Annotated in this window: 19 protein-coding genes; 1 reads left to right on the forward strand and 18 read right to left on the reverse strand. The window is 27.2% G+C overall.

Annotated elements, in window-relative coordinates:
* Nucleotides 1–2: 2 nt before the first annotated feature.
* Genes BN3265_RS05555 through murB form a run of 5 tightly spaced genes read right to left on the reverse strand, consistent with a single transcriptional unit; the run spans nucleotide 3 to nucleotide 6,847 of the window.
* Complete coding sequence (locus BN3265_RS05555; RefSeq protein WP_058990557.1) at nucleotides 3–3,452, reverse strand: DNA polymerase III subunit alpha; 3,450 nt, start codon at nucleotides 3,450–3,452, stop codon at nucleotides 3–5.
* Nucleotides 3,449–4,369: a DNA-binding protein WhiA gene (gene whiA / locus BN3265_RS05560; protein WP_058990558.1), complete on the reverse strand. Its 921-nt coding sequence runs from the start codon at nucleotides 4,367–4,369 to the stop codon at nucleotides 3,449–3,451. Before whiA ends, BN3265_RS05555 begins: the two co-directional genes overlap by 4 nt.
* A gap of 11 nt (nucleotides 4,370–4,380) precedes the next feature.
* Nucleotides 4,381–5,103 carry a tyrosine-protein phosphatase gene (locus BN3265_RS05565; protein WP_058990559.1) on the reverse strand — a complete coding sequence of 241 codons (723 nt, stop codon included), beginning with the start codon at nucleotides 5,101–5,103 and terminating at the stop codon, nucleotides 4,381–4,383.
* Nucleotides 5,091–5,945 carry an RNase adapter RapZ gene (rapZ, locus tag BN3265_RS05570; protein WP_058990560.1) on the reverse strand — a complete coding sequence of 285 codons (855 nt, stop codon included), beginning with the start codon at nucleotides 5,943–5,945 and terminating at the stop codon, nucleotides 5,091–5,093. The genes BN3265_RS05565 and rapZ overlap by 13 nt, the downstream gene beginning before the upstream one ends.
* Nucleotides 5,945–6,847, reverse strand: a complete 903-nt coding sequence (gene murB / locus BN3265_RS05575; RefSeq protein WP_058990561.1) for a UDP-N-acetylmuramate dehydrogenase — start codon at nucleotides 6,845–6,847, stop codon at nucleotides 5,945–5,947. The genes rapZ and murB overlap by 1 nt, the downstream gene beginning before the upstream one ends.
* A 165-nt stretch (nucleotides 6,848–7,012) precedes the next feature.
* On the opposite strand from murB, the gene rpmB reads away from it, so the two are divergent.
* The gene (gene rpmB / locus BN3265_RS05580; protein WP_004838566.1) at nucleotides 7,013–7,201 is read left to right on the forward strand and encodes a 50S ribosomal protein L28; all 189 of its coding nucleotides are present in this window, start codon (nucleotides 7,013–7,015) and stop codon (nucleotides 7,199–7,201) included.
* Nucleotides 7,202–7,301: 100 nt separating this feature from the next.
* Here rpmB and rpe read toward each other — a convergent pair whose 3' ends face one another.
* Genes rpe through plsX form a run of 13 tightly spaced genes read right to left on the reverse strand, consistent with a single transcriptional unit; the run spans nucleotide 7,302 to nucleotide 21,780 of the window.
* On the reverse strand, nucleotides 7,302–7,964 hold the full coding sequence (gene rpe, locus BN3265_RS05585; protein WP_058990562.1) for a ribulose-phosphate 3-epimerase: 663 nt from the start codon (nucleotides 7,962–7,964) through the stop codon (nucleotides 7,302–7,304).
* Nucleotides 7,958–8,821: a ribosome small subunit-dependent GTPase A gene (gene rsgA, locus BN3265_RS05590; RefSeq protein WP_058990563.1), complete on the reverse strand. Its 864-nt coding sequence runs from the start codon at nucleotides 8,819–8,821 to the stop codon at nucleotides 7,958–7,960. Before rsgA ends, rpe begins: the two co-directional genes overlap by 7 nt.
* Nucleotides 8,818–10,827, reverse strand: coding sequence for a Stk1 family PASTA domain-containing Ser/Thr kinase (gene pknB, locus BN3265_RS05595; protein WP_058990564.1), 2,010 nt, complete (start codon nucleotides 10,825–10,827; stop codon nucleotides 8,818–8,820). Before pknB ends, rsgA begins: the two co-directional genes overlap by 4 nt.
* A gap of 7 nt (nucleotides 10,828–10,834) precedes the next feature.
* Nucleotides 10,835–11,563, reverse strand: coding sequence for a Stp1/IreP family PP2C-type Ser/Thr phosphatase (locus BN3265_RS05600; protein ID WP_058990565.1), 729 nt, complete (start codon nucleotides 11,561–11,563; stop codon nucleotides 10,835–10,837).
* A gap of 2 nt (nucleotides 11,564–11,565) precedes the next feature.
* The gene (rlmN, locus tag BN3265_RS05605) at nucleotides 11,566–12,591 is read right to left on the reverse strand and encodes a dual-specificity RNA methyltransferase RlmN (protein WP_187367054.1); all 1,026 of its coding nucleotides are present in this window, start codon (nucleotides 12,589–12,591) and stop codon (nucleotides 11,566–11,568) included.
* Nucleotides 12,592–12,593: 2 nt separating this feature from the next.
* Entirely contained in the window at nucleotides 12,594–13,874 is a 1,281-nt protein-coding gene (gene rsmB / locus BN3265_RS05610; protein WP_058990567.1) for a 16S rRNA (cytosine(967)-C(5))-methyltransferase RsmB, read from the reverse strand.
* A gap of 1 nt (nucleotide 13,875) precedes the next feature.
* Nucleotides 13,876–14,790, reverse strand: coding sequence for a methionyl-tRNA formyltransferase (gene fmt / locus BN3265_RS05615; protein ID WP_058991296.1), 915 nt, complete (start codon nucleotides 14,788–14,790; stop codon nucleotides 13,876–13,878).
* Nucleotides 14,791–14,809: 19 nt separating this feature from the next.
* Nucleotides 14,810–15,271: a peptide deformylase gene (gene def / locus BN3265_RS05620; RefSeq protein WP_058990568.1), complete on the reverse strand. Its 462-nt coding sequence runs from the start codon at nucleotides 15,269–15,271 to the stop codon at nucleotides 14,810–14,812.
* Nucleotides 15,272–15,282: 11 nt separating this feature from the next.
* Nucleotides 15,283–18,804 carry a chromosome segregation protein SMC gene (smc, locus tag BN3265_RS09330; protein WP_167338299.1) on the reverse strand — a complete coding sequence of 1,174 codons (3,522 nt, stop codon included), beginning with the start codon at nucleotides 18,802–18,804 and terminating at the stop codon, nucleotides 15,283–15,285.
* Nucleotides 18,800–19,876, reverse strand: coding sequence for an elongator complex protein 3 (locus BN3265_RS05635; protein ID WP_058990569.1), 1,077 nt, complete (start codon nucleotides 19,874–19,876; stop codon nucleotides 18,800–18,802). The genes smc and BN3265_RS05635 overlap by 5 nt, the downstream gene beginning before the upstream one ends.
* Nucleotides 19,869–20,585, reverse strand: coding sequence for a ribonuclease III (rnc, locus tag BN3265_RS05640; protein WP_058990570.1), 717 nt, complete (start codon nucleotides 20,583–20,585; stop codon nucleotides 19,869–19,871). Before rnc ends, BN3265_RS05635 begins: the two co-directional genes overlap by 8 nt.
* Nucleotides 20,585–20,809 (reverse strand): acyl carrier protein, encoded by a 225-nt coding sequence (locus BN3265_RS05645; protein ID WP_058990571.1) that lies wholly within the window; start codon nucleotides 20,807–20,809, stop codon nucleotides 20,585–20,587. Before BN3265_RS05645 ends, rnc begins: the two co-directional genes overlap by 1 nt.
* Nucleotides 20,806–21,780: a phosphate acyltransferase PlsX gene (gene plsX / locus BN3265_RS05650; RefSeq protein WP_058990572.1), complete on the reverse strand. Its 975-nt coding sequence runs from the start codon at nucleotides 21,778–21,780 to the stop codon at nucleotides 20,806–20,808. Before plsX ends, BN3265_RS05645 begins: the two co-directional genes overlap by 4 nt.
* Between the last annotated feature and the right edge of the window lie 32 nt (nucleotides 21,781–21,812).

Here is a 21,812-nt window from a genome sequence, read left to right on the forward strand (position 1 = left end):
CTTTAATTTAATTTAACATTATCTTTTCCAAGCTTCAACTTTAGGTAATTTATTATATCTGAATTTTGGTCAATCCACAAGCTTTTATCAAGTTTGACTGTCTTTTTTTTGTCAGAAAAATAAATCACCACTGGTGTGCTACCATGATTTTCTAATAAATCTTTTCGTATTTCATTATACCTTATATAATCCATTTTTATATATAAATTTTTAAAAGAATTTTCATCAATTTCTTTTATATTTGATACAATCAATTTCAATTCGTCGTCACTAGACTGTAGATTTCCACTAGCCATAACAAGTGTATCATTTTCCAAAATATTTCTATAATCCTTGTAAATATTTGGAAAAATTATCATTTCTATTGATCCTGACATATCTTCCAATGAACAAAAAGCCATTAGAGTATTTTTTTTGGTCATAGTTTCAGATTTATTTGTAATAACTCCCGCCATCCTAACTTTTTTATTATCATACCTATCAAAATCAATTGGTCTTAATTCATTTAAGATTTCTGTAGTAAAATTCACATAATTTTTCAAATTACTCCCTATAGAATTTAGAGGATGATCAGAAATATAAAAACCCAAAACTTCCTTTTCAAGTTTTAATTTTTGCTTATTTTTATATTCATTAACTGGAGGAAATTTTATATCATCTGAGTTTTCTTCTTCCTTTTGATCAAAATCAAGCAAATTCATTTGCCCCTTAAGATTTATTTTCTCATTATCGTGTATTGCCTGTAGGGCAGTTTCATGAACTGCCATAAGCTCTGATCTTTTGTAGCCCATAGAATCAAAAACTCCAGCTTTTATAAGGGATTCTAAAGCTTTTTTGTTTAAGGCTGATGGGTCGTTTTCTTCAATTCTTTGGAGAAAATCTTTGAAAGTATTAAATTCTTTTTCTTTTCTTAAATTTACTATCAAATCGATTAAGTTATCTCCAACATTTTTAATGGCTGAAAGTCCAAAAATTATTTTATTTTTTCCAGATACAAATCTTCTTTCAGATTTATTTATATCTGGTGGGAGTATTTCTATTCCAAGTCTTTTCGCCTCTGAAATATAAAGGTAAACTTTTGAGGAATCCCCCATAATTGATGTCAAAAGATTTGCCATATACTCTTCTTTAAAATAATATTTTAAAAATGCTGTTTGGATTGCAACCAGAGAATAGGCTGCTGAGTGGGATTTATTAAAAGCGTATTTTGCAAAAGAAATCATTTCATCATAGATTTTGTTGGCATTTTTTTCTGAAATCCCATTATTTACACAGCCCAAGACTTCATAATTCCCATTTTCATCCTTTTTACCATGAACAAATATTCCCCTATTTTCTTCCATTACACTCATTTTCTTTTTGCTCATAGCTCGTCTTAAATTATCAGCTTCTCCTAGAGAAAATCCAGCTAATTGTTGAACTATTTGCATAACCTGCTCTTGGTAGACAATTATCCCATATGTTACTTCAAGAATTGGTTTTAAGGCCTCGTCTATGTAGGAAATATTTTCTGGATTTGTTTTATTTTTTATATAATTTGGAATTTGATCCATTGGTCCTGGCCTAAAAAGTGAATTTGCTGCAACCAAATCATCAAATCGTGTAGGTTTTAAATTTTTGAGAAAATTTCTCATCCCAGCAGACTCAAATTGAAAAATCCCAACTGTTTCAGCCTTGGTAAATTGGCTTATTACTTTTGGATCATTTTCATCAATTTCTCCCAGATTAATTTCTATATTTTTATTATTCTTTACATCTTTTATGGTATCTTGAATTACTGTGAGGTTTCTTAGCCCCAAAAAATCCATTTTCAAAAGACCCAGCTCTTCAATTTCTATCATATTAAATTGGGTTACTATTTGGTCATTTGAAAGAGCAAGAGGAACTATATCGGTTAAAATTTCCTTACTTATTACAACTCCAGCCGCATGAATAGATGTGTGTCTTGGCATATTTTCAATATTTCTTGCCGTATCAATCATTCTTTTTGTCTCTACATCGTTTTGGTATTCGTAGGCTAGTTTTTCTGTTGATTCCAGAGCCTTATCAATTGTCATTCCAATTGCTTGAGGGATTAGTTTGGCAATTTTATCTACTTTTTTAAAGGAGATATCCATAACTCTTCCCACATCTCTTATGGCATTTCTCGCCTTCATTCTTCCAAAAGTCACAATTTGTGAAACATGGTCTTTTCCGTACAAATCATAAACATATTCAACAACCCTGTCCCTGTTTTCATAGCAAAAATCTATATCAATATCAGGCATTGAAACTCTTTCAGGATTTAAAAATCTCTCAAAAAGTAGGTTATATTTTATTGGATCAATTTGTGTAATATCAAGGGCATAAGAAATAATTGAACCCGCAGCAGAACCCCTTCCTGGTCCAACTGCAATTTCGTGATCTTTTGCATATCTTACAAAATCCCAAACAATTAGGAAATAATCAACATAACCCATATTATTTATTACAGAAATTTCCTTTTCCGCTCTTTTTTTTATATTTTCATCAAGATTTTTATATTTTTTTACAAGTCCTTCATTAACTAATTGTTTTAAATAATCTAAATTAGTCATGTTTTTTGGAACTTTTGTAAAATATGGTAGGTGGGGCTTGTGAAACTCCAATTTCACATTGCACATATCTGCAATTTTTTTTGTATTTTCAAATGCTCTTGGGTATTCTTTGAAAATTTCTTCCATAGTTTGGGGATCTTTTAGGTAAAATTCATCCCCTGGCATTTTCATCCTATTTTCATCTTCAAGCAGTGAGCCTGTTTGGATACATGATAAAACATCTTGGTAAAAGGCATCATTTTTTTCTACATAATGAACATCATTTGTGCAAACAAGTTCAATATCCAAATCCTTGTGAATTTGTAATAAGGCCTGGTTTACTTTTTTTTGCTCTTTTAGTCCGTGATTTTGAACTTCTAAATAAAAATTTTCTTTGCCAAAAACATCTAAATATTTTTTAGCTGCTTTATAAGCTTTTTCATTTTCATTTTCTAAAATTCTTTGACTAATCTCTCCATTTAAGCAAGCTGAAAGGGCAATTATATCGTCCTTATATTTTTTTAGTGTTTCAAAATCTATTCTTGGCTTATAATAATATCCTTCTATGTAGGCCTTTGAAACAATTTTCACAAGATTTTTATAACCATTATTATTTTTTGCCAAAAGAATTAAATGATAATATCTTTTATTTTGGGGTGTTTTTATTTTGTGATCATTTTCTGCAAGATAAATTTCACAACCTATAATTGGTTTTATGCCATTTTCAACGCATTTATTGTGAAATTCTATAACCCCATACATATTTCCGTGATCTGTAATGGCACAAGAATTCATTCCCAATTCTTTTAATTTTCCCATCAATTTATCGATTTTTGTAAAACCATCCAAAAGGGAATATTCTGTATGCAGGTGAAGGTGGGTAAAATTGCTTGTCATTTTTCCTCACTTTCTGAAAGTTTTATAAGTTTTTGTAGCCTATAATTAACCTTTGCTTTTGAAAGGGCTGGCACCATCATTTTTCCCAATTCTTCAAGGGAAATATAGGGATAAGCTAGCCTAATTTCTGCAATTTTTTGTAAATCTTCTGGCAAATTATCGAGTATGTTTTTCTCTTTTAATTTATTTATTGCATCAACTTGCCTCAAAGAAGCCTTAACTGTCCTATCTATATTTGCCTTATCAAAATTTGTTTGCCTATTTATATCATTTCTTATTGATTTCATTGCCCTTACGTTTTCAAGGTCAAAAAGAGACTTGGTCGCCCCAATAATTGCCAAAAAATCTGAAATTTTATCCGAATCTTTTATATAAACACAATATAAGTCATTTCTTAAATTTAATTTTGGATTTATGGAAAAATCTTCCATAATTTTTCCAATCAAAAGGGCTTCTTCTTTTTCTTGAAGATTTATTTCAAGATTATAACCCCTATATGGGTCATTTATAGAACCTTTTAGCAAAAAGGCTAACTTTAAAATAATCTTTTTTTGCTCTCTACTTTTTAAATTCTCATAAAATTTATCAGTTTCATAAAGGTTAAAATTATCTGCAAGTTTTAAAATTTTATCTGAAACTCTGGCATCTTCAACCAAAACTACAAAAGACCTATCTTTTGAAAATTTTCTCTTATTTTGAATTTCCATGGCTGGAGAATATTTATATTTTTCCCTAATAATCTTATAAATATACCTAGCCTCTATATTTTCGCTCGCCTTAAATAAAATTTGGTAGGAATTTTTTACTATTCTAATAGAGCCTTGAAAATATAGGTAGGCTAATAATTCCATATCTAGCTCTTTATAATCAGGCTCTTTTTTTAATATTTCTTTTTTACATCTTTTTGAAAAAGACATCAAATCACTCTCTATTCAATCATTTTTTCTTTTAATTTCTCAATTGTTTTCTCATCGACTCCAGCATATTGCAAATATTGTTCGAAAGTTTTATATTTTCTTTCTATATATTCCATAGCTTCTTTTATATTGTAAGGACTGGTTATCCTAAAAATGGCTTCAGATTCATTTTGATCATACCTATCAACATAACCCAGATTTGCCGATGAAATTTCATAATCTGCCATAATATCTGTCCTAAAAGATCCTGCAAGGCCAAGTAAAATCATAGAAATTATCCCAGTCCTATCTTTTCCCTCTTGGCAATGGAAAAGAACTGTACCTTTTGCATTAGCCATAGTTTCAAAAACTTTTTTAATAGCAGGAAAATTATCAATTATAGAAATATAAGACTTTCCAATAGTATCTTTTCTCTCAATCAACCTTCGAATTTCTTCATATCTTAAAGGTCTTGGGGAAAGAGAAATTTGATAATATGAAAATTTTTCTTTTAAAACATTTATTTTTTCCCTATGATAAATAACCTCATCATCTCGTCTTAAGTCAATTATTGTAGATACATTTAAATCATCCAATAATTTCAGATCATTTTCAGTAGAATCGTCAAGGTTTGCACTTCTTATAAAAAAATCCCAAGAAGTGATTTTACCATCAAGAGTCGGATATCCTCCCAAACTCCTTGCATTTTTAATGTTTTCAAAGGGTAAAACTTTTAAATACTTTATTTTTTCCATTTTTCCCTGTCCCTGTGCTTTCTTACTACTATATAGTCGCTTCCCCTTAATCTTTCATAAATTTTTTCACACATATAAACTGACCTGTGCTGACCACCAGTGCAACCAAAACCAATGGATATAGAATTTTTGCCTTCTTTAATGAAATAAGGAATAAGTTTTAAAAGATTATCATAAACTAAATTTTGAAAATCTTTTGCTATATCAAAACCGTCAAGATAGGATTGAAGTTTTGGATCAGTTCCATTTAAATGTTTTAATTCTTTTATATAAAAAGGATTAGGCAAAAATCTCAAATCAAAAACCACATCTACATCAAGGCTTAGGCCATTTTTGTAACCAAAAGAAAACAAATTAATAATAAAATTTTCCTTATTTTCAGAAATATTTAGGAGAACTTTTTTCAAATCCTTATTATTATAAGAGCTTGTGTCAATTATAACATCTGCCATTTCCTTGATTTTTTTTAATTCTCTTTTCTCTTTAATAAGCCCATCCTTTACATCACCAAAAGATCCCAAAGGATGAGGCCTTCTTAGCTCATTATATCTTTTTATTATAGTTTCATCTTGGCTTGTTAAGTAAATTATTTTTGTATCTTGGTTGATTTTTTTTAAATTTTCAAGATTTTTGACCAAGTTTTTATCAACTTCCATAGACCTAAAATCCACAACACAAGCAAGTTTTTCAATTGGTTTATCTTGGTCCTTATTTAATTTTATAAAACTTTCCAAAAGTGTTGAAGGAACATTGTCCATGGCATAATAATCAAGATCTTCAAATATTCTTAAAGCTGTAGTTTTTCCAGACCCACTAAGACCTGTAATTATCTTTACCTTCATTATTTTTCTCCTATGATCTTAACTTCCCTTTCAAGTTTAAAGCCAGTTTTTTCAAAAACTATGCTTGCCACCTCCTCAATAAAATTAATCATTTCTTCATAGCTTGCATTTCCATTATTAATTAAAAACCCACAATGTTTTTCACTAACTTGGCAATCACCTTTCCTGTATCCCCTAAGTCCACATTCATCAATTAATTTTGATGCGTAAGATCCAACAGGCCTTTTAAAAGTAGAACCAGCAGATTTTTTATCAAGAGGTTGCTTGCTTACTCTTCTATTAGTAAAATCATCAAATTTTTCATAAATTTTTTCTTGATCATCTTTTTTAAGTTCAAAAATTGCCTCAGATACAATTAAATCCTCATCAAAAACCCTAGAATGCCTATAAGAAAAATCCATATCCTTGTTATCATATTCTAAAATTTCTCCATCTTTTGAAATAAGCCTTACGCTTTTAATAATATCTTTCATTTCAACGCCATAAGCTCCAGCATTCATAGCCACAGCTCCACCAAGGCTTCCTGGAATTCCAGAAACTTCTTCCATTCCTGTTAAAGAATTTTTAAATGAAAATTTGCTAGCTTTTGACAAAAGACAACCAGCACTAACCCTCAATAAATTTCCATCAAGTGAAATTCTATCGTAATTTTTAGAAATTATTATAACACAACCCCTAATTCCCTTGTCTGTCACCAAAATATTTGTACCATTTCCAAGAATTGTGCTTTCAATACCATTTTCTTTATTAAATTTCAAAAGATTAACAAGTTGATATTCCTCTTTTACTTCAACCAAAACATCAGCACATCCACCAATGCCAAAATTTGTGTAATTTTTTAATTTTTCATCAAATTTAATAATTCCAAAATCTTTATTTTCATACAATGCTCTATAATTCATAAAGCCTCCTTGTCTAACTTATTTACTCAAAATATATTTTTATTATACTCTTATTTGATTTTTTGTCTGTTTTTCTATATAATAGCAAGTAGCGATTATATTTGTAAATTTATCATAAATTTGATATAATAACTAAGATATTTCTAAGACATGGAGGTGTAAAGTATGGCAAGAGAATGTGATATCTGTGGAAAAGGTACAAAATTTGGTAACAAAGTTACTTTCTCACATAGAAGACTAAATAGAAACTTTAAACCAAACGTTCATAAATTAAGAGCTAAAGTTAATGGAAGCGTAAAAACAATTAACGTTTGTACTAAATGTATAAAAAGCGGAAAAGTAGAAAAAGCTTAAGAAGAATTTTATAGTGCTAATAGCACTATTTTTTCATTAAAAAAATCTCTTTTGAAATTATTATTTTATAATTTCAAAAGAGATTTTTTGTTTTTATTTTTTATTCATTTATTATTTTTTTATATTTTTTAACTTGGTCACAAATTGAATTTTCTTTATTTGAAAAAATATCAGATCCACTAACAACAAGATCACAACCTGCATCAATAACTTTTTTCAAATTATAATCTTTGATACCCCCATCAACTTCAACAAGACAAGATAAATTGTTCTCGTCTATATATTTTCTAATAGTTTTAATTTTTTCAAGAGAATCTTCCATAAAAGATTGACCACCAAAACCCGGTTCAACACTCATAACAAGGCACAAGTCAATTTTTTCAAGATATGGAATAATTTTATTAATGTCAGTTTTAGGTTTAAAACTAAGGCCAACTTTTAAGCCACTTTCTTTAATTTTTTCAATAGTTTCATCCAAATTTTTACAAGCTTCATAGTGAACTGTAATTATATCAGATCCACTTTCTTTAAATTCATCAATATACCTAATTGGCTCATCAATCATCAAGTGAGTATCAAAGATAAAATCATTATCTTTTCTAATTTTTTTAATTATAGGAAAACCAAAAGAAATATTTGGAACAAATTTCCCATCCATAATATCAAGATGAATATATTTTATTTTAGATTTTTTCAATTCGTCCAAATCTTTTTGTAAATTAGCAAAATTTGCTGATAAAAGTGATGGTGAAATTTCTACCATGTTTGTCTCCTTTTTTTTATTTCTTCAAATAGTTGCAAATAATTTTCATACCTTGTTTTTTCAATAATCCCCTTTGAAAGGTCATCTTTAACCTTACAATTTGGTTCATTTATATGATTACAATTATTAAATTTACATGAATTATTATCAAATTCTTTAAAGCAATATTTTAAATCTTTTTCATCATCAATAAAATCAATATCAAAACTATCAAAACCTGGTGTATCAAAAATATTTGTATTTTTTCCAAGATTAAATATTTCTATGTGCCTAGTTGTATTTTTTCCTCTTTTAGATTTTTCTGAAATAGATCCAATTTCTATATCATGCTCAACAAGATTTGATAAAAATGTAGATTTTCCGACTCCTGATGAACCTGAAACTGCTGAAGTTTTGCCTTCAAGAATTTTTAAAATCTCAATTTCTGGAAAATCCTTATAATTATCAATAAAAATTAACTTATAGCCAATTTTTTCATACATTTTTATAAATTCCAAATCTTTTCTACTTGCTAAGTCTTTTTTTGAAACAATTATTACGACATCTATATTTATGTGTTCGCACATAGATAGGTATTTATCAATATTAAAAAGATTTAGGCTAGGATTTTTTATGGTTATAAAATATAAAATCTGATCAATGTTTGCTATATTTGGTCTTTTAATTTCGTTTTTTCTATCTAAAATTTTTGTAATATAACCCTTAGAATTTTCTGTTTCATCAAATTCTACATTATCCCCTACAAGAGGTTTTATATTTTTTTTTCTAAAAACTCCCCTAGCCTTGCACATAAAAGTATGATTTTCACTTAATACATAATATATTTCTTTTTGTGATTTTATTATTTTACCTATCATCTATTTACTTCAAATACTCCTTGTGACTTATCATCTATTAAAATATTTACCCTTGTTCCAACTACAGATTTAAAATCTAGATTTAAATTTCCACTTGCATCCAATTCATCTTTTGTGTGATTTTCATTATATAAAAGATCTGTTTTTTGGTTATTATCGTCTAATTTATAAACTTTTACATTAAATGAATTCTTATCACTTGGTCCTTTTACAGAAAATTTAACATTGACTTGTTTAGGTCTATTTTCTTTGCCATCATCTTCACTATCCTCTTTATTTGGATCTTTACCATTCGAAACAACAAAATCAATACTTGTTTGTTCGGCTACTTGGGTTCCTTTAGGAATAGATTGACTTATAACAATTCCTTTTTCATAATCATCTGAATATTCATAATCAATTTTATTTACAACTAAATTATTTTCTCTTGCAGTGCTTATTGCATCTTCTTCGTAACTTCCTACAAAATTAGGTATAGTTACATTTTTAGTTTCTGGTTCTTCTTTGCCCAAACTTACAGTTACATCAACTTCGCTTCCAGCTTGAACTTTTTCTTTTTCTCTAGGATTTTGATCAATAATTTTATCTTTTGCTACGCTGTCGCTGTATTCAGTATTAGTTTTTCCTAAAGCTAAATCTAGTTCTTTTAATTTCTCTTCTGCTTGTTGTAAAGTCATTCCTGAAAGATCTGGAACTTTGACTTTTCTTCCTTGACTTATTACTAAATTTACTGTTGAATTTTTTTTGACTTTTGTCTTTGGACTTGGATCTTGCTCCATTACCTTGCCATCTTCATAGTTATTACTTTGGGCGTAGCGAGAAACATTTGCTTTTAAATGTTTTTCTTCTAATATTTTTACAGCTTCTTCTTCTGATAAATTTAAAACCGTAGGTACTTGAACCATATTTGAATCGCTAGATTTAAAAAAGTAAAAAGATCCAGCAAGTACTGCTAGAAATAATAAAGCTAAAGGCCAAATTTTTCTTTTTTTCTTTTTTTTCTTTGTGTTATTATCTGAATCATCAGTAGGTGTTACATAAACTGCTTCTTGTTCAACTGGTTTTTCTTTTTTTGGATTTTTCTTTTTATCTTCAACAACTGGTATAAAAGTTGTTTCTTCTATTTCATCATCAACTTTTTGAATTTTAGCTGTATCATCTTTATTAAAATATCCAATATCATAGGAATCATCTTCCAAAGCCCTAATTAATTCGTTGGCATTTTTAAATCTTTCTTGAGGATCTTTTTGAAGAAGTTTCATTATGATATCATTTAATCTTGGTGATAAATTTTCATTTAATTTTATAGGACTTTCTGGCTCATCTTGAATGTGCATTACAGCAATTCCTACAGAATTATCTGCATCAAATGGAACTTTACCAGTTGCCATTTCATACATTACAACTCCAAGAGAATATAAATCTGATTTTGCATCAACAAATTTTCCCTTGGCTTGTTCTGGAGAAATATAATGAACAGTTCCCAAAATTGATGATGTGTAAGTTATAGTTGCATTAGTAGAAACTCTTGCTATACCAAAATCTGTAACTTTTAAAAGTCCATACTTATCCATCAAAATATTTTGAGGCTTAATATCCCTGTGAATAATATTTGATGAATGAGCTTGATTTAAAGCTTGGGCGATTTGAATTGAATAATCAACTATATCGTGGTTTGATAAAATTTTTTCCCTATCAATTTTATCTTTTAAAGTCTCACCATCGACATATTCCATTACAATATAATGAATCTTTTTGCCTTCAATTAAATCTTCGCCTATATCATAAACACTTACTATATTTACATGAGTAAGTCTTGCAGCAGACATAGCCTCATTTGAAAATTTCTTTACAAATTCATCATCTTCTGCATATTGATCTTTTAAAATTTTTATAGCAACATCTCTTTGAAGTAATCTATCGGTGGCCTTATAAACTTTGGCCATTCCTCCTACTCCAATTAGATCTTTTAATTTATATCTATTACCTAAAATAATATTGTCCATATTTACCTCAAATCAAAATTGTAGTTACTGTAATATTGTCATGGCCACCATTTCTTATAGCCAAATCAACTAGGCTTGAAGAAATTTTATCAGCTGTAGAATTATTTGCAATTATAGCTTCAATTTCTACATCACTGACCTCATTAGTCAAACCGTCAGTAACAATCAACAAAATATCTCTTTCTTTCATATCTAATGACCTAGATTCTGGTTTTATTTTACTTGTAACACCAACAGCTCTTGTAATTGTTGATTTATTAGCAAAATTTTCTGCCTCATCTTCTGTAAGTGAACCTGAATCTAAAAGATCATTTACCAAAGAGTGATCTCTTGTTATACGTTGTAATTTATTTTCTGAATATATGTAAGCACGAGAATCACCAATGTGAGTTATATGGTAAGATTTTTTATTATAATCTATACAAACACAAACTGCAGTTGTCCCCATATTAGCATATTCTTCGTATGATTTTGATAAAGAATAAATTTTATCATTTGCACTTTGCAAAGCTTCTTCTTGCAAATCAATAATAGAAGAATAATCTTCTATTTTTGAATTATCAATATATTCAAGATAATATTTTGCTGCAAGCTTTGAGGCAAGTTCTCCGCCATTATATCCACCCATACCATCGGCTACAATAAAAAAGCTATACTTATCTAATTCTAAATTTCCATAATAGTCCTGATTTTCGCTTCTTACCTTGCCGATATTTGAAATAGTACTAAATTTCATTTCTACCTCGCATAGTTATTTCTTAATTGACCACATGATGCATCAATATCAGATCCCATTGACCTTCTACTTGTTGCATTCAATCCCTTATTTGTTAATTTTTTTTGAAATTTTTCCATAATATTTGCCTTTGTTTTTGAATGTTTAAATTCTTCAATCGGATTTAAAGGAATCAAATTTATATGAATATTCTTACCTTTAAAAAGTTTAACTAATTGGTCAACATCCTCTTCTAAATTATTTACCCCATCTATTACAACATATTCATATGAAACTCTTCTTTTGGTTTTTTCTAAATAATAGTCACATGCTTTTACAATTTCATTAATCTTATATTTTTTTGCGCTTGGCATATAAATTATTCTTTTTTTATCAAAAGCATAATGCAGAGAAACAGCCAAATTTATATCATAGCCTAAATCTGCAAGCTCATAAATTTTATCAACTAAACCTACAGTTGAAATAGTTATTGCTCTATGAGATAAATTTCTTCCCTTAGAATCTGTAATTATTTTGATAAATCTTTCAATATTTGAAAAATTATCCAAAGGCTCTCCTATCCCCATCACAACAATATTACTAATATCAGAATTTTCTCTTTCCAAAAGATATATTTCTTCAATTATCTCAGCAGAAGTTAAGGATCTTTCAAGGCCATTTTTAGTTGATGCACAAAATTTACATCCCATTTTGCATCCAACTTGAGATGAAATGCAAATAGTATTTCTATTATTATATTCCATAAAAACCGCTTCAATAATATTTCCATCATCAAGCTCTAAAAGATATTTTTTTGTTTTATCTACTTTGGATTTAAATTCTTTTAAAATTTTAATTTTTGGAAAATAAAATATCTTATCTAGTTTTTCTCTCATATCTTTAGACAAATCGGTCATTTTAGAAAAATCATTAATTTTATTTACGTGAATTTGCCTAAAAACTTGCTTGGCCCTAAATTTTTGAAAACCTAAATCTAAAAATATTTTTTCTAATTCTTCAATTGTTTTATCATTTATTGTTTCTTTCATAATTATATCTTCTCAAATTTTGTAATGAAAAATCCATCAGTTTCATCATCAAAACTGTTATACTCAATATATTCCTTTTCATTTATTTTAATATTTTTAAGTCTTTTTTTCTTGGAAAGATAGGTGAAATTATCTTTATTTTCAATATTTCCAATAGTACAGGTTGAAAATACTAAACTTCCACCTGGCTTTAAATATAAAAATGCCCTATCCAAAATATTTTTTTGTAGTTTTGAAAGATTTTTCACATCTTCCATAGTCCTATTATATCTTATCTCAGGCTTTCTATCCATAACCCCAAGACCTGAACAAGGCAAATCACACAAAATATAATCAAATTTTTCTTTAAAATCTTCTTTCAATAAAGTCGCATCGAAATTTGTGATTTCTATATTTTTAAGATTTAGCCTTTTAATATTTTCATTTATTTTTGAAAGTTTATTAAAAGATATATCATTTGCAATAATTTTTGATGAATTTTCACAAAGCTCAGCCAAAAATGAAGTTTTTGTTCCTGGAGCTGCGCACATATCTAGGATATTTGAATTTTTTTTAGGATTTAAAATCTCACAAACTTTTATAGATCCTTCTGATTGAATCGTGAAAAGTCCTTTTTTGAATTCTTCTGTTTCTGCCAATCCTTTTGGATTTTTAATAATCAAACTTAAGTCTGAAATTTTAGAATCTTCTAATATATATCCACAATCTTTTAAAAGTGTTTTCAGTTTTTCCTTATCTGTTTTTGTCTTGTTAATTCTAATAGATAAATTTCTTTCTTTATTCAAAGATTTTAAAAATTTATCTGTATAAGCTTTTCCATAAAAATCGTTCAAATATTTTATTATCCACAAAGGCATGGAATATTTTATTGACTTGTACTCATCTTCATTTTTAATATTTATTTTAGATAAATTTTCTTCGTCCCTTATAAAAGATCTTAAAATTGCATTTACAAAAGATTTAGACCTAAAAGATACTTTTTTTGTTAAGTTTACTAGCTCATTTACAATTGCATAATTTTTCCTATCCAAAAAATGTATGTTATAAAGACCTATTAATAAAATAATTTTTACATTCTTGTCTAATTTATTTAATTTTATTTTTGATAGTTTTTTCAAAATATATTCAAGATAAAGCTTATTTTCCAAAACTCCATAAATATTTTTAGTTATATAAGAAATATCATCAACATTTTTACTTATTTCATTAATAATATCTGTGGATTTTTGGTTTTTATATAAAATTTTATAGAGTCCATCTAGTATTAATTTAAAATCTTCCATCTTAATCTAAATAAATTCCCTCTTCAAAATCATTTCCAAGTAAAAATGATTTTGTGTCCATGGCTTTTTTTCCTGGAAATTGAATTTTTTCTATCCTTATTCCACCGTTTTTACAACCAATAATAATTTTATCAGCCTTGTTTGCCTTGTAAACAAGGGATATTTTTGGATTTTTAATTTCTACTGGGCTTGCCTTTAAAATTTTCACATTTTGATCTTTATAGGAAAAATAAGCCTTTGGAAATTCTACAAAAGCGCGAATTTTATTTATAATTTCTTCTTTTGTTTGGTTAAAGCCAATTTTCCCCATTTCTTTTGTGATTTTTTTTGTAAAAGTTGCTTTTTGGTCATCTTGTTTTATTCTTTTTTCTATTAAATCATCGTAATTTAAAATAGATTCAAGAATAGTTTGACCACCAAGTTTAGACAATTTTTCGCTTAAAGATGTAAAATCATCATACTCACTTATTTCTATTTCTTTTTGGCTTAAAATATCTCCAGAATCCATGCCTTTTTCAATTAACATAGCTGACGCGTGAGTTTTTTTATCTCCATTTAATAAAGTATATTGAACAGGACTAGGTCCCCTATATTTTGGCAATGAAGAAGGGTGTAGGTTTATAATTTTATTTTCATAAGCTTTAAGTAAATTTTCTTTTATCAATTGACCAAAGGCTACTACAACTATAAAATCTATATTTTTTTCTCTTAAAATAGATAAAAATTCATCAGTATTTACACTATCTGGTGTAATAACTTCTATATTATTATCAAGTGCATATTGTTTTACAACTGTTGGTCTGAATTTATTTCTATTTCTTTTTTTATCTTTTCCACTAACAACTAAACTTAGGTTTATATTTTCGTTTTTATTAAGAATATCCAAAGTTTCTAATGAAAACTTTGGACTTCCCATAAAACATATATTTATTTTTTTAGTCAAATTTAACTTCCTCTTCGTAATTATCTATGAACAAAACTCCATTTAGATGATCAATTTCATGGCAAAGTGCAACAGCCTTAAGGTCTTCTGCTTCAATTTCTTTTTCATCTCCATTTTCATCCAAATATTTTACAACAACATGAGCTGGTCTTTTAACATTTGCATTAAAATTTGGAACTGAAAGGCATCCCTCAACTCCAATTTGTTCCCCATCTTTTTCAATAATTTCAGGATTTACAAGTTTTATTAGACCATCTTCGTCCCTAATATCTACAACTATAACTCTTTTTAAAAGTCCGACTTGTGGTGCTGCAAGGCCAACTCCATCAGCCTTATACATTGTTTCTGCCATATCGTCTAGTAAAATTTTAATTCTATCATTAACTTCTTTTACTTCTTTTGAAGTTTTTCTTAAAATTGGATCGCCAACTTGTCTTATATTTCTAATTGCCATTATATCTCCTTCTAATTATTTTCTTCAAAATCTATTGAATAGATTTTTGATATTCCTCCATCTCCAATAGTAACACCATGAATTTTTTCAGCTAATTGCATGGTCGTTTGCCTGTGAGTTATCATTATAAATTGAGTTTTATCGGACAAAGATTTTAAATAATCTATATATCTTTTTATATTTGATTCATCCATAGCTGCATCAATTTCATCTAATAATGAAAATGGAGCAGGATTTGTTTCAAATATTGCAAAGAGCAAAGCTACTGCAGTTAGTGATTTCTCTCCTCCAGAAAGTAAGCTTAAATTTTTTGTACTTTTTCCTGGAGGGCAAGCTGAAATTTCTATTCCAGCATCTAATAAATCATTAGAATCTAGACTTAACTTTGCCTTTCCTCCCATAAATAATTCCTTGAATATTCTTTGGAATTTTTCATCAATTATATTGAAATTTTTGATAAATTCATCTTTCATTTCATCTTCAAGTTTTTTTATCATTTTTTCAATATCTTTTTTGGCCTCTTCGAGGTCAATTTTTTGCTTATCCAAAAATTCAAATTCTTTATAGGCTTTATCAAAATCTTCTTTTGAATTTTCATCAAAAAATCCTACCTGACTTAATTTTTTTTGCAAAGAAAATAAGTCTTCCTTTTTAATACTTTGGTCTAAATCTTTATAATCATTTTCTTTAAGTTTATCTAAAGGTTTTGAAATAAAAGGTCTTATTTCATCTTCCAAATTTTTCAAATCCTTACTCATAGCTTCAAGCTTGTAATTAAACTTGACTATTTTCATAGAATATTCATTTAAGTCATTTTCAATGCTTTTAGATTTTGACAAAAGTTCATGGTTAGATTTTTTCTTTTCATCAATTAATTGTGAAATTTCTAATTTTTTATCTCCATCAATTTTCAATTGATTTTTTAATTCTTCTATATTTTTTTCACAAAGACTTATTTCTTTTTCTAAATTCTCTATACTATAATCAAGAGATTTTTTCATCTTTTGATTAAATTTAATATTTTCCTTTAAATTTAAAAGGCTGTTTTGATCTTCACCGATTCTATTTTCCAAAATATTTAAATCTCTTGTATTTATTTCAATATTATTTTTATTTTTAAATATTTCATTTGAAATTTCATTAATTAATTTCTTATTTTCATCAGCCTTATCACTAAGAATATTTTTTTCTCTTATAACATTTGAAAGTTTTAACTTTATCTTTTCTATATCATTAAAATTTTCTTCTTCTTTGGATTCTTTTAATGATTCGTTTAGCTCATCAATTCTTTGAATAAGACTTTGTTTTTGGTAATTTTTTCTATCAAAAATATTACTTGAATCCAATAATTTTTCTTTTGTTGTATTTAAAATATCTTCTTCTTTTTCTTTTTGTAGATTTTTATTTTTTAAATTTTCGGATAAATCATTATATAAATTTAGTAAATCATTTCTTTCATTTCTAAGCTTATTGATTCTTATTTTTATTTCATTTACTTTTTTATTTCTATTTAAAATATTTATATTTGATTTTCTTGATTTATTTACTCCAGCAACCATTGAGCCCCAAGTGTTAATTAAATCAAGATTTAAAGAAATAATCCTATATCCTTTGATTTTGTTTGACAAAGAAACTGCATCATCAATGTTTTTTACAACAACTGTATTTGAAAGAAAGTGATTTATTATATTTTCAAGTTTTGGATCAAAACTTACCAAATCATATGCCATAGCTATAACTTCTTTTTCATTAACTACTGGCTTTTTATTTTGCCTTATTGAATCCAAAGGAAGAAAAGTTATTCTTCCAAGTTTGTTTTTATTTACGAAATTAATAATCTCTCTGGTGTCTTTTTTTGACCAAGTTACTATATTTTGTAAGCCTTGACCTATTAGATTTTCTATTATTTCTTCATAGCCGTTTTTTACAGTTATAAGATTTGCAAGGGTATCTATATATAAATTTTCGATTTCAGTATTTTTGGTTTTTTTCAAAAAATCAGAAACAGAATAAAAGTATCCTTCGTTTCTTTCCATCAAGGATTTTTGGATTTTATAATTTGAAATTTCTTCCTTGCATGAAATATTATTTTGGCTAATAGATTTTTCCAATTTTTCTTTTTGAATAACAAAATTATCGAGTTCATTTTTAATTTCAGATAAGATTTGGTTTTTTTCATCAATAGTTTTTTTCAAATTATTCTTTTCATATTGAATTTTTGACAAATCTTCATTTAAATTTGAAAGTTCATTTTTTAAGCTTATGATTTTTTCATTTATGATTCTGTTATTTTCAGACCTATGTTTTTCGAGAACCATTCTTGTTTTTTGGTCAATATCATAATCATAGATTATCTTATTTAATTTCTTATCTTCATTTTCAAGATTTTCAATTTCTTTTTCTATGTCTTCTAATAAATTAATTTTTTCTTTTTTATTATTTTCTAAATCTATATTTTTATCTTCTAAATTTTTAATTATATTTTTTGTTTGGTCAAGATTATTTTTTTGATTCTTTAGAGAAATTTCATAAGATTTTATCTTTTCATCATAAGTTTTGAAATCTTTCTCGTTTCTTTCTAAATCTTTTTGATTGTAAAGAAGCTTTTGCTTATCTAAATTTATTTTATTAATACTTTTATCAATATTTTTTTCATTGTTTATTATATTTTGGCTAAGATTTTCATATTCTTTTTCAAGATTTCTTATATTTTCTGCAATAGGAAGCAAAGATTCATTAATCTTGTCAAATTCTCTTGTTTTTTCTTCTTGATTTAATTTTAAAATTTTAATTTTTTCTAATAAATTTTTATTTTTATCATTTAAGGATTTTGATTTATTAAAATAATATAAATAGGCTTTTTCATCTAATGAATTTTCAATTTGCTGATATTTATCAAAATTTTTCGCTTCAATTTCTAGTCTATTTTTATCCTTATTCTTATATTCCCATTCTCTTTGAATTATTTCTAAATCTTCATCAACTTTATTTAATTTTTTCTGGGATTCTTCCCTCCTGTATTTGTGAGTTGCAATCCCACTTGCTTCTTCAAAAATATTTCTACGCTCTTGGTTTGAAGAATTTAAAATTTCATCAATTCTTCCTTGGCCAATTACAGAATATCCTTCTTTACCAATACCAGTGTCCAAAAATAATTCTTTTATATCTTTAAGCCTTACTCTTTTTTCATTTAACCTATATTCGTTATCACCATTTCTAAAAATTCTTCTAGAAATTTTAACAAGGTCATAGTCACTTGATAAGGACCTATCCCTATTGTCAAATGAAAGATTTACCTCAGCCATATTCATAGGCTTTTTATCATCAGCTCCTTGAAAGATTACATCATCCATCTTTTTTCCTCTCAAAGATTTGACTGACTGCTCTCCCAAAACCCATTTTATAGCATCGGCAATATTTGATTTTCCAGATCCGTTTGGCCCAACTACAGCAGTTATTTGATTATCAAATTTTATTTTTGTTTTATTAGCAAAGGACTTAAATCCTTTAAGTTCTACACTTTCTAATCTAATATAAATCACCACCGTATGTTTTTTCCACAAAATTTTTGATAAATTCATCAATATTATAGGGAATTTTTTTATCTTTATATTCTATAAATTTTTCATCATCATTTTGAAAATTTATAATAAGTCCATAATTTTCGTAAAAATAATCCTTATTTGATCTTTTATTCCCAGCAATTATTGAAATCATCCTGTTTGGTACATGAATTTTGATTTTTTCTTTTAAATCATATTTTTCTATCAAATCTTCCAAATAAATTTTGTGAATATTTGACTCCACTAATTGCCTAATGGAAGGATGAAATGGACCTGCAACCACATCTTCTTTATCATTAATATTTTCAGTTGGTTGAAGACCAATTCTTATTACAGGAATATTTTTATAAGCATAAATCATATAAAGCCTAGAAGATAAATTTATTGCCTCATCCAATGTGAGCGGCTTATATAAATTATTTTTATATAATTTCTCAAGCTTTGTATCTTTTATCACCAAGGTCGGATAAATTCTTACCATATCAGGTTTCATTTTTATTGACTCAAGTCCAGTTTGGATTGATTTTTCAAAAGAATCTTTATAAAGACCTGGCATAATTTGATGACCTAATTTAAAACCATAATCTTTAATTAAAATGCTTGCCTTAAGTGAATCTTTTTTACTATGACCTCTTTCATTGGCCTCTAAAACTTTATCATCCAATGATTGGATTCCAAGCTCAATTACATCAACCTCATATTTTTTTAAAATATCAAGAATAGAATTATTTATATAATCAGGCCTTGTAGATAGTCTGATTCTATCAATAATTCTATTCTTTTTATAGGACAAGGCTATTTCAAGATATGAAATCATTACTTTTGTGTCAAGACCTGTAAATGATCCACCAAAAAACGCGATTTCTTTAAGATTTTCATTTTTTGGAAAATATGACAAGTATTGATCAATTTGCTTTATTGTATTTTCTTTATTAATATTATCTTTATAGTTTGTAATCTTCACTTGATTGCAAAAAGCACAATCGTGAGGACAACCCAAAAATGGTATAAAGATAGGTATTATATATTCTTTTTTACTCATTTGTTAACTTCTTATAAGCAATCCTTGCTGCCATTTGTTCAGCATCTTTTTTGTTTTTTCCCTTGCCTGTGCTAAGTTTTTTATTTTTTGCAAAAACTTCCATATAAAATGTTTTGTTGTGCTCTGGCCCTTCTTCTTTTAAAAGCTTATATTTTAAAATTGTTTTATTGGTTTTATTAAAATATTCTTGTAATTTTGTCTTATAATCAATAAAAAGCAAGTCATTTTCAAGGAGATTTTTTACAGTTTCATAGTAATTTTTCATCAAAAAATCTTTTAGAAAATCATAACCTGCATCAAGATAGATTGCAGCACAAAAAGCTTCAAAAGTATCAGCTTTTACAGATTTTTTCTCTCTTCCATTATGGCTAATCTCACCTTTTCCAAATAATAAATAAGATGATAGATTAAATTTCTCACTTGCCTTTGAAAATGAGGAAGTACATACTATTCTTGATCTTATTTTTGTAAGTTTTCCTTCTGGATATGTTTTATGATTTTTGTAAAGTTCTTCACTAACAACCAAATCCAAAATACTATCTCCCAAAAATTCCAATCTTTCGTTTGATGTTCTTTTCTTATCCTTGCTTTCATTTATATAAGAAGAATGAGTAAGGGCTATGTCTAAAAGATTCTTATTTTTAAAACTATAGCCAATACTCTCTTCTAGTTTTCGAATTTCTTCTAATCTTTCTTCTTTTAAATTCATTAGTTTTTGCTTTCTATTAAAGATACAACATCAGAAAACTTTTCGATTTCATCTAATTCGTCATCAGAAAATTCAATATCATATTTATCTTCAATTGCCATAATAAAATCAAGCATATCGATTGAATCTATATCGTAAGCTGTAATTTCTTTTTCAAAATCTATTTCATCTTCATTGATATCTAAATTTTCTTTTACTAATTCAATTAATTCATCTCTTATCATTCTAATTCTCCTTTTATTTTTTCTATTGTATTTGTATTTATATAATCTATAAGCCCTAAAATTGCTGAGCTAAAGGCCTTGGCGTTTGAGTTTCCATGTGCCTTGTAAACATATTGATTTACTCCCAAAAGTGGTGCTCCACCTATTGTTTCTGAATTATATTTTAACAAATTATTTTTTAAAGATTTTTTTATTAAGGCTCCACCTATTTTAGTTGAAAATGATTTATATATAGCATCTTTTATTTCTTTACTAAAAAGACTAATTACGCCTTCTGCCGTTTTTATTGCAATATTTCCATCAAATCCATCTGCTATTATTATATTCGTTTTTCCAGTAAATAAATCTCTTGCCTCAATATTTCCTACAAAATTTATAGAAGATTCTTTTAATAATTTGTAAGTTTCTTTTGTTAGTTTATTTCCCTTGTGCTCTTCAATTCCAACATTTAAAAGTGAAACTGTAGGATTTTTTATATGAAGAACATTTTCAGCAAAAACGCTGCCCATTATTGCAAATTCTTTTAAAAATTCTGCCTTACAATCCATATTTGCACCAGTATCTAATAATAAGGTTTGATTTTCATATGTTGGAAGACTTGTTGCAATACAAGCTCTTTTTATTCCTTTAATTCTTCCAGAAATAAAAAGTCCACTTGCAAGAATTGCCCCTGTTGATCCCGCTGAAACTAAACCATGGTAGTCTTTCTCATTTAATTTATTAAAAGCTTTTACTAAACTTGATTCTTTTTTTCTTCTTATAGCCTTTACTGGATCTTCATTATTTTCAATTTTTTCTTTGGCATCAATTATTTCGTAAGATTTTATTCTTCCATCAATAATTTTTTCAATTTTTTCTTTATCTCCAGAAAAAACCGGAAAAAAATCTTTTTCTTTTAAAGCTTCTATTGCCCCTTCTATAGGAACTTTTATTCCATCATCTGCTCCATAAGTATCTATTATTATCTTCATAATTTCCCCTTATTTTTGATATTAAAAAAAGA

This window comes from Anaerococcus rubeinfantis, assembly GCF_001487145.1.
GTDB lineage: Bacteria > Bacillota > Clostridia > Tissierellales > Peptoniphilaceae > Anaerococcus > Anaerococcus rubeinfantis.